Annotated in this window: 8 protein-coding genes; 5 read left to right on the plus strand and 3 right to left on the minus strand. The window is 63.7% G+C overall.

The annotated features are described in order from the left end of the window. A partial coding sequence (gene rlmJ, locus ACILRN_RS15110) for a 23S rRNA (adenine(2030)-N(6))-methyltransferase RlmJ (protein ID WP_395689668.1) occupies positions 1–312 on the plus strand: 312 nt, incomplete at its 5' end. 4 nt (positions 313–316) lie between these two features. Here the strand turns inward: rlmJ and ACILRN_RS15115 are convergent. Then, entirely contained in the window at positions 317–844 is a 528-nt protein-coding gene (locus tag ACILRN_RS15115) for a tetratricopeptide repeat protein (RefSeq protein WP_395689670.1), read from the minus strand. 68 nt (positions 845–912) lie between these two features. Continuing rightward, on the minus strand, positions 913–2,103 hold the full coding sequence (locus ACILRN_RS15120; RefSeq protein WP_395689672.1) for an FAD-dependent monooxygenase: 1,191 nt from the start codon (positions 2,101–2,103) through the stop codon (positions 913–915). A gap of 132 nt (positions 2,104–2,235) precedes the next feature. Here ACILRN_RS15120 and ACILRN_RS15125 point away from each other — a divergent pair, with 132 nt between their 5' ends. From ACILRN_RS15125 to ACILRN_RS15140, 4 genes are all read left to right on the plus strand, one after another. Next, a complete protein-coding gene (locus ACILRN_RS15125) occupies positions 2,236–3,438 on the plus strand; it encodes a pyridoxal phosphate-dependent aminotransferase (protein WP_395689674.1) in 1,203 nt (400 codons plus the stop codon). A 9-nt stretch (positions 3,439–3,447) separates the two neighbouring features. Further along, positions 3,448–3,951 carry a DUF1993 family protein gene (locus ACILRN_RS15130; RefSeq protein WP_395689676.1) on the plus strand — a complete coding sequence of 168 codons (504 nt, stop codon included), beginning with the start codon at positions 3,448–3,450 and terminating at the stop codon, positions 3,949–3,951. Positions 3,952–4,026: 75 nt separating this feature from the next. Then, positions 4,027–4,494, plus strand: coding sequence for a DUF992 domain-containing protein (locus ACILRN_RS15135; protein ID WP_395689678.1), 468 nt, complete (start codon positions 4,027–4,029; stop codon positions 4,492–4,494). A 75-nt stretch (positions 4,495–4,569) separates the two neighbouring features. Continuing rightward, positions 4,570–5,034 carry a DUF992 domain-containing protein gene (locus tag ACILRN_RS15140; RefSeq protein ID WP_395689679.1) on the plus strand — a complete coding sequence of 155 codons (465 nt, stop codon included), beginning with the start codon at positions 4,570–4,572 and terminating at the stop codon, positions 5,032–5,034. 135 nt (positions 5,035–5,169) lie between these two features. Here ACILRN_RS15140 and ACILRN_RS15145 read toward each other — a convergent pair. Further along, the coding region (locus ACILRN_RS15145; protein WP_395689681.1) for a M24 family metallopeptidase at positions 5,170–6,299 on the minus strand (1,130 nt) is incomplete at its 5' end.

The following is a 6,299-nucleotide window of genomic DNA, read 5'->3' on the forward strand; positions in this document are numbered from 1 at the left end:
ATGCTGGCTCAGGGCCTCCGCCGCTTTGCCCAGGGCGTTTACATGCTGTGGTATCCGCTCAAGGCGGGTGCGGTGGCGGATACGGTCATCGCAGGTGCGACGGGGCTCGGCGTGCCGGCAACGTTGCGAGTCGAGCTGAGGGTGCGCGAGGCCTTTGCCGGGGGCGGGCTGGCAGGTTCCGGACTCATCATCATCAACACGCCGTGGCGGCTGGATGAAGAGCTCCGGATCCTGGCTGCAGCACTGGCCGAGCGGCTGGGCCTTGGCGCATGGGGCCAGGCCGCGGTGGAGTGGTGCGTGCCCCCGACGTGACGGCTCAGTTGGCCGCGGCGATGGCCGCGGAGAGATCGCGGTATTCCTGGCAGGAAGTGCCACAGCTCCTGGCGATGGCCGCGAGTTCGTTCATGGCGAGATCGACCCGGCCTGCGGCAATGTAGCCCTCGCCCAGATATTCGCGCGCCAGGTTGAAGTTGGGGTCGATGGCCAGCGCCTTGCGGTAATAGGTAATGCCGATCTCGAGCCGGCCCGCCTTGCGATGGCTGTAGCCGGTGTAGTTGAGGACCCGCGGGTCCTGCTGGTTCTGCACCACGGCCAGTACCTCGATCGCCCAGTCGTAATGGCCTTCACGGGCCAGCGACCGGCCCTGCTGGTAGAGATCCTCGTCACTCAGCACGCCGCTGGCGGCCTTCACGCATTTCTTCTTGGTCTTGTTCCAGACCTCGCCCTTCTTGCAGGTCTTCGTAGCAGGCGACGGCGCGGGTTCGTCATTTCCGTCTCCGGCCGCATGGGCGCCCGTGGAGAGAACAAGCAGGCAGGCGAAGAGGGAAGCAGCAAGTCTGGTCATGTTATCCTCCGTGATAGCCGTTCTACGACAGGAAGAGCAGAACGGACCCGTCGCACACGATTTCTTGATCAATCGCCCCAGGGGGGCATCCAGCGGTAGATCCAGTCGAGGCGATCAAGCGCGAAGGACGGTCCCGCCAGCCAGAGCGCCAGGTTGCGAGCCATCGCCAGCGCACCTTTTGCATGATAGGTCCGGCCCATGCGACGAGACTCCGCCTGAATGCGGCGGGTGCGCGGGCGGCGAGCCTGCTCATAGGCCGCAAAGGCGCTGGCCGGGAGGGGTTCGCGCGACAGCGCCTTGCTCAGCACCACGGCATCCTCGAGCGCCATCATTGCGCCCTGGGCGAGAAAGGGCAGCGTGGCATGGGCGGCATCGCCGATCAGCGTCAAGGCGCCGCTCGACCAGCGCGGCAGGTCAGGGAGATCGGCGCCTGACCAGCGCTGCCAGCCTACCTCAAGGGCAAGCAGACTCGCGAGGTCCGCGCAGGCGTCGGGGACGCCGCCTCGCACATCGGCGGCCGTAGCAGGCGCCTGCCACCCGGCCGCGCCTGCGGGGGTCAGGCAGTCATCGACTGCGATGACGATATTGAAGCGCTGCCAGTTGCTGACCGGATAATGCACCACGTGGGCGCCGGGGTAGAGCCACAGGGTGACACAATCGGCCGCGATGCCCGGCGGCACGGCGTTGAAGGCAATGAGTGCGCGATAGAGTTGCAGTCGACGATCCACGGGGGCCACGGGGCCGCAGATGGCGCTACGCAGGCGTGAGCGGATGCCATCGGCAATGACCAGCGCCTTGCCCTGCACATCCATGCCTCCGGCCAGGTTGATGCGAACCCGTTCGCCCGCATCCGCTGCGCTCTCGACCGTTTGACCGGGTTCGAGTGAGATCAGCGTCCTGCCATTGCCGGCCTCCAGCAGACCAGCCAGAAGATCGGCGCGGTGGCAGACGCGGTAAGGTGCGCCGAAGCGCTGCTCGAAGGGCTTGCCAAGCCGGACCCGCTGCAAGACACGTCCCGACATGCCGTCGCGCACATGGATTTCAGACGGCACGACGCAACTCGGCTCCACGGCCTCCCACGCGCCAAGCGCCCGCAGCGCCCGCACGCCGTTGGGCGACATCTGCAAACCGGCCCCGACCTCGGAAAAGGCAGGCGCCTGCTCGAACAGCCGCACCGCATGGCCCTGCCGTGACAGCCCCAGTGCTGCAGCCAGACCTGCGATGCCGCCTCCGGCAACCAGAACGGGGAGTTCACTCATCGGGGAAGCTTAGAGCAAGACCCGGCCTGATTGAACCGTGCCGTTCGGTCGCGGCTGGAGATGCGGCGCATTGAGGCTTGCCCTTGCCGAGAACTGCTCCTAGAGAGCGGTTTTACTTGGGAAAGCAGGTCCATGGGTTTCATTTCCGATTCGCTCAACCGCATCCAGCCATCCGCGACAATCGCGATTTCGAACAAGGCGATGCAGCTCAAGGCCGAAGGCCGGGACGTGATCGGGCTGGCGGCGGGCGAGCCGGACTTCGACACGCCGCGCAACATCAAGGATGCGGCGATCCGCGCCATCGAGGCGGGAAAGACGAAATATACCCCGGTCGACGGCATCGCGGAGCTCAAGACTGCGATCTGCAGCAAGTTCAAGCGCGAAAACGGCCTCGACTACAAGCCATCCCAGGTGACGGTTGGCAGCGGCGGCAAGCAGGTGCTGTTCAATGCGCTGATGGCCACCGTGAACCCCGGCGACGAGGTGATCGTGCCTGCGCCCTACTGGGTGAGCTATCCCGACATCGTGATGCTGGCAGGTGGCAAGCCGGTGTTCGTGGATGGCCTGCCGGAGAATGGTTTCAAGCTGCAGGCGCAAGACCTCGCGAGGGCGATCACGCCACGCACCAAGTGGCTGATCCTCAACTCGCCCTCCAACCCCTCGGGTGCTGCCTACACGCGCGCTGAGCTCAAAGCGCTTACCGACGTTCTGCTGCAACAACCACATGTCTGGGTGCTGAGCGACGACATGTACGAGCATCTTGTCTATGACAATTTCGAATTCACGACGCCGGCCCAGGTCGAGCCGAAGCTCTATGAGCGGACGCTGACCATGAACGGCGTCTCCAAGTCCTATTGCATGACCGGCTGGCGCATCGGCTATGGCGCGGGCCCGGAGCAACTCATCAAGGCCATGGCCAAGCTGCAGTCGCAGTCGACGTCAAACCCGTCATCGATCGCGCAATGGGCTGCTGTCGAAGCGCTGAACGGACCGCAGGATTTCATCGCCGCCAACAACAAGGTGTTCAAGCAGCGCCGCGACCTGGTGGTCGCTATGCTGAACCAGGCCCATGGCCTGTCCTGTCCAACACCGGAGGGTGCGTTCTATGTTTACCCTTCCTGTGAAGGTTGCATTGGAAAGACGGCACCCTCCGGCAACCCGATCCGCAACGACGAGGATTTCGTGACTGAGCTTCTGGCGGCGGAGGGCGTTGCGGCGGTGCATGGCGCCGCGTTTGGCATGTCGCCGTTCTTTCGCATTTCCTATGCAACAGCCACCGAGGTGCTGGAGGATGCCTGCCGCCGCATCCAGCGCTTCTGCGGCAATCTTCGCTGAGGTATCCGCATGAACATGTATGATGTGTCCGTCCCGGTCTTCGTCCACTTTCTCAAGTCGCTCGCCGCAATTCTGCGCAAGGCGGAAGCCCATTGTGCGGCGCGGAAGATCGACCCGGTCGTGATGCTGGGCCTCAGGCTCAGTCCCGACATGTTTCCGCTCAGTCGGCAGGTGCAGATTGCCTCTGATGCGGCCAAGGGTGCCGGAGCCCGGCTGTCCGGCAGTCCGGTCCCGGGTTACCCCGACGAAGAAAAGACCTTCGAGGAACTGCAGCAACGCATCGCCAAGACCATCGGATTTCTTGAGGGCCTTGATGCCCGGCAGTTCGAGGGGTCTGAATCCCGGCAGATCAACCTGAAGGCCGGTGGCCGGGAGCTGAGTTTTGCCGGAGGCGCCTATCTCGAAACCTGGGCCAAGCCCAACTTCTTCTTCCACGTAACCACAGCCTATGCCATTCTCCGGCATGCGGGAGTCGAGCTGGGTAAATCGGATTTCCTGGCCGGCGGACAATGACAGGCCGCAATGGCGCACTGGATCAACCAGTCTCCGCCAGATAATGTTTTGACTGACCAAGAAGGGACCAACGAGATGAAAAGACTTGCAACACTGATCGCCGCGGTTGCGGTACCGGCCGTGCTGGCCTCGCCAGCACTTGCCGACAATGGCGTCAAGGTCGGCGTGCTCAACTGCGACATTTCAGGTTCGGTGGGTCTCATCATCGCCGGCTCGGAGTCTGCGAGCTGCGTGTTCGAGGGGCCCAATGGCGCTGAGAATTACAAGGGCCGCATCTCCAAGCTGGGAATCGACATCGGCGTGACCGATGCGAGCGCCATGTCATGGGTGGTCTTTGCAGCCGGCAAGCTCGGCAAAGGCGAGCTGGCGGGCACCTATGTCGGAGCCACGGCCGAGGCAACAGTGGCAGTGGGGCTCGGGGCCAATGTGCTGGTCGGCGGATCGGGCAATTCGATTGCCCTGCAGCCCGTCAGCGTCGAGGGTCAGACCGGCGTCAGCATTGCTGCCGGGCTGGCTGAATTCTCTCTCAGCTACGCGCCCTGATCCGCAGCGCGCGCAGCGTTGCCGCGCGCGCATCGTTGTGACCCTTCAAGCCAATATTCCACAGGAGACATCCACATGAAGAAAGTCCTGCTCGCCGCCCTGCTGTCGCTGGGCCTTGCTGCCTCCCCTGCGATTGCCAAGAGTGGCGTCAAGGTGGGTGTGCTGAACTGCACGGTCGCGCCTGGCGTTGGCCTCATTATCGCCTCGTCCAAATCGCTCGACTGCACTTTCGAAGGCACCATCGGCAAGAAGGAACGCTACAAGGGTACCATCGATCGGCTGGGCATCGACATTGGCTTCACCGGCGAGGGTGTGATGAGCTGGGTCGTGTTCGCGCCGGGCAAGCTCAAGCGGGGCGCTTTGGCGGGCTCCTATGGCGGTGCAACGGCCGAGGCAACCGTGGCTGTGGGCCTCGGCGCCAATGTGTTGCTTGGTGGCTCCGACCGCTCGGTCGCCCTGCAGCCGATCAGCGTGCAGGCCCAGACTGGCCTCAACGTGGCGGCCGGTGTTGCCGCGATGCGCCTGAAATACGTCAAGTAAGCTAGCCTGAAAGAACTTTCGGGGCCCGGTCTGGTGGACTGGGCCCTTTTGTTTTGCAAATTCACTTGCCGGGGCTTCGGCACGGAGCCACTCTCGTTTCCGTGCAACCGCCGCCTGAGTCTGCGCACTTCCCTCTCAGCGCATGGCCATGGCCATGTGGGGTGAAAGCCAGAACGGCGGCAACCAGGCCGGAATGTTGCCAAGCGGCAGAACCTCCGGCTTGAGCCGGATGCCGAGCTGCTCCTTCATGAAGGTGCGGCGCGCCATCATCCTCTTCCAGGCGCCGGGGAAGCGTTCTGCCAGTTCGTCACGCAGTGCGGCATCTGCCAGGGCAACACCGTCCTCGATGTTGCTGGTGAAGTAGTCCGTTCCGGTGGCCGGGATGATGTCGCATTGCAACGCCATGCCCGAGGCCAGCAGGTGGGCGCCAGCCTTGCGGATCGGCGAATGGACCCATTCATCAAGATGGATGAGGTGGCCCGGATTGAGGCTGATGCCGAAAAACGGATCACCAAGCCTCGCCATCACCGCATCATAGACCTCACCACCCGAAACGCCGATGCCGATCGTTTCGTACCACTGCACGGAGGCTTCGAAATAGGGTGCGACCAGCCTGTCGACATAGTCGCGGATCGCAGGTGGCAGGTCAGTTGCATCGGCTGCCACGAAACCGGCACGGCAATTGAGCGCTCCCATCAGGCCGAAGCCCAGAACGATGGGGTCGCCCGGTTCGATGCGACGCATGCCAGGGCTGCACAACCCGTAGCGTGCCCGTGGGCCGGAACTCATGTTGAGATGGACGGACTGCATTGTTCCATCGAGACCCATGTTGGCGCAGGCCTCAACTTCGCTGAGGCCGGGCCGCAACCCGTGAATGAAGCGGCGAAGGGCGAGGGAGGCCTTGCAGGCCGCATACTCGAAGCAGGCGATCTGGTCGGCCTCGTTGATGGTGCGCAGTCCGGACCGGGGATGCATGAAGAGCAGGGCCGCGTTGCTGACCTGGCCGATTGCGCGCAGCGCCTCGACCAGATAGTGCGGCGTTTCAAACCAGAGCGGTTCAAATTCTCCAGCTTCCGTTTCGAAGCCTTTCCATCCGGCGAGGCCGATCTTCATGCCGTCGGCAAGCCCTGCTGCGCGTAGCAGACGATCAAGCGGCTGGTACCGGTCGCGCGGCTGGCCCATCAGGCTGAGCGGCTGCCAGAGGACCCGCTCGAAGGTTCCGGCCGCGGCCTCGGCGTAGGGATAGCCTTCATTGCCGAGGAACA

Origin of the sequence: Aestuariivirga sp. (assembly GCF_044238155.1) — a bacterium.
GTDB lineage: Bacteria > Pseudomonadota > Alphaproteobacteria > Rhizobiales > Aestuariivirgaceae > Aestuariivirga.

Excerpts from the sequence above, each read along its gene's own strand:
- ACILRN_RS15115 (WP_395689670.1), bottom strand. The coding sequence starts at position 844 with ATGACCAGACTTGCTGCTTCCCTCTTCGCCTGCCTGCTTGTTCTCTCC.
- ACILRN_RS15120 (WP_395689672.1), bottom strand. The coding sequence starts at position 2,103 with ATGAGTGAACTCCCCGTTCTGGTTGCCGGAGGCGGCATCGCAGGTCTG.
- ACILRN_RS15125 (WP_395689674.1), top strand. The coding sequence starts at position 2,236 with ATGGGTTTCATTTCCGATTCGCTCAACCGCATCCAGCCATCCGCGACA.
- ACILRN_RS15130 (WP_395689676.1), top strand. The coding sequence starts at position 3,448 with ATGAACATGTATGATGTGTCCGTCCCGGTCTTCGTCCACTTTCTCAAG.
- ACILRN_RS15135 (WP_395689678.1), top strand. The coding sequence starts at position 4,027 with ATGAAAAGACTTGCAACACTGATCGCCGCGGTTGCGGTACCGGCCGTG.
- ACILRN_RS15140 (WP_395689679.1), top strand. The coding sequence starts at position 4,570 with ATGAAGAAAGTCCTGCTCGCCGCCCTGCTGTCGCTGGGCCTTGCTGCC.